Raw genomic sequence first — 2,405 nt, 5'->3', positions numbered from 1 at the left:
CTACAGTGTTACACATTATGCAACAGAGTAACAAGCAGTCGATCTTGGACGCCGCGAAGCAGGCAGTCCTGGCCGTCGGATGGCAGCGCGCGACCGCTGCGGACATCGCACGCCGCGCGGGGGTGTCGCGCATGACGCTCTACCGGCACTGGCCGGACGTCGCCACACTCCTCCGTGACCTGAGCGTCCGTGAATGGGCCGTCACGTTCCTGCCCGCCGAGGAGGACATCACCCCGTCCTCCATCGCCGAAGGCGTGATGCGCGGCGCGCACGGCGTCGCCCAGGACGAGCTGTACCTCGCGACGGTCAACAACGATCCCGAGATCCTCCTCCCGTACCTCATCAACCGGCAGGGGCGGACCTGGCGCATCGGGCACACGAGGCTCGTCGAGGTGATCACGAGCGGGCAGCGCGCGGGGCGCGTCCGGGACGGTGACGCCACGGCGATGGCCGCCTCCATCCAGGCCATCGCCGAGAGTTACTCCCTCCATGTGGCCGGTGCCGCGAGCAACGCCGACGAGGAGGGCTCCGCCGCCGGGCCGCCCGAGGACCCGGACCTCGCGTCCGACGTCTGGTCCGGTGCGGCGCGCGGGGAGTTCACGACCATGATCGAGAGGTACCTGACACCATGACCGGAACAGCGCTGAACGCCGCTCGGCGTGAACGGGAACTCGCCGAGGCCGTCGACGGCCGCACCGTGGACCTCCTTGTCGTCGGCCTCGGCGCCACGGGCGCCGGCGTCACCCTCGACGCGGCGGCCCGCGGGCTCTCGGTGGTCGCGATCGACGCCCACGACCTCGCCTTCGGGACCTCCCGGTGGAGTTCCAAGCTCATCCACGGCGGCCTCCGCTACATCGCGAAGGGGCAGATCTCCGTCGCCCACGAGAGCGCGATCGAACGCGGCATCCTGATGTGCAACACGGCACCCCACCTCGTGCGTCCGCTTCCCATGCTGTCCCCCCTCGACCGGAAGACGCCCCGGATGATGGGGGTCATGGGGTTCGCGGGGCTGCTCGTCGGGGACGTGCTGCGCCGGCTCGCCAGGACGCCGTCGTCCGTGCTGCACTCGCCCCGCTGGATCTCCGCCGCCAGGACCGCCCGGCTCGCACCGGGCCTGAAGACCGAGAACCTCCGGGGCGGTCAGGTCTTCGTCGACGGACAGCTTGAGGACGACGCCCGCCTCGTCGTCGCCCTGGCCCGCACGGCGGCGGGCCGCGGCGCGCGCGTCCTCACCCACACCCGCGCGCTCGACGTCCGGGGCGACGGTGCCACCGTCGTGGACGAGCTGACCGGGACCGAGCACCGCATCAAGGCGCGCGCCGTCGTCAACGCGAGTGGCGTCTGGGCCGCTCAGCTCGTCCCCGGGATCACCGTCCAGCCGTCGCGCGGGACCCACCTCGTGTTCCGGGCCGAGGCGCTGGGCAACATCACCTCCGGTGTCAACATCCTGGTGCCCGGCACGCTCAACCGGTACGTCTTCGCGCTTCCCCAGCCGGACGGGCTGGTCTACCTCGGTCTCACCGACGACCCCGTCGAGGGCCCCGTCCCGGACGTCCCCACGGCGACGGAGGAGGACATCGACTTCCTGCTGAGGACCGCCAACTCGACGTTCCGCCGCACCCTCACCCGGGAGGACGTCGTCGGCGTCTACTCCGGTCTGCGCCCGCTGCTGGGGCAGGGGAGCAACACGGCCGACATCTCCCGCAAGCACGCGGTGCTGACCTCGCCCGAGGGCGTCATCACGATCGTCGGCGGCAAGCTCACCACGTACCGCCGCATGGCCGAGGACGCCGTCGACGCGGCGGTCGCGCAGCGGGGGCTGTCCGCCGCCCCCTGCTCGACCCGGAACCTCCCGCTGGTCGGCGCCGCCGACCGGAAGGTCCTGAAGAGGCTGCCGGGGCCGTCGCGGCTGGTGCGCAAGTACGGGACCGAGGCCGAGCTGGTCGCGTCCGGCGGCGCCCTGGAACCGCTCAGCTCCACCGTCCCGGTCACGGAGGCCGAGATCGCCTTCGCCGTGACCCACGAGGGGGCGGTGACCATGGAGGACGTCCTGGAGCGGCGGACCCGCATCTCGATGGTGCCCGCCGACCGGGACGCCGTCCGCGGCACCGCGGAGCGGGTCTTCGAGTCGTCGATGGCCCGGGTCCGCGGTCATGGGGCGGCCCCCTCCGCCTGACCGGCCGTCGCGGAGCGGGTGCCGACGCCGATGGGTCTCCCGCCGGCCGGTCCCGCCCGTCTCCGGCCCTGCCGCGGGCGGGCGCCGGCGCGTCCGCCCGTACCGGTGTGCCCGGCCGCGCCCCGCGCGGCCGGGCTCTCCGCCATGGGCCGGAACCGTCCGTTCCAAGCCGCCCGAGAACCCTTGAATGTGACTCTGTTGCAGAGTTCGTAACTGTGTAACACTGTGC

2 protein-coding genes are annotated in these 2,405 nt (G+C 72.4%); both read left to right on the top strand.

The window, feature by feature from the left end; all coding sequences use genetic code 11:
* Nucleotides 1-17: 17 nt before the first annotated feature.
* The gene (locus ACZ7LB_RS31920; protein WP_471473183.1) at nt 18-632 is read left to right on the top strand and encodes a TetR/AcrR family transcriptional regulator; all 615 of its coding nucleotides are present in this window, start codon (nt 18-20) and stop codon (nt 630-632) included.
* On the top strand, nt 629-2,176 hold the full coding sequence (locus tag ACZ7LB_RS31915) for a glycerol-3-phosphate dehydrogenase/oxidase (RefSeq protein WP_471473181.1): 1,548 nt from the start codon (nt 629-631) through the stop codon (nt 2,174-2,176). Before ACZ7LB_RS31920 ends, ACZ7LB_RS31915 begins: the two co-directional genes overlap by 4 nt.
* Nucleotides 2,177-2,405: the final 229 nt, after the last annotated feature.

It is taken from the genome of Streptomyces sp. NPDC107521 (genome assembly GCF_055598485.1).
Note: the sequence above shows the minus strand (reverse complement) of the source record. Positions and strands in the feature narration are given on the sequence as shown.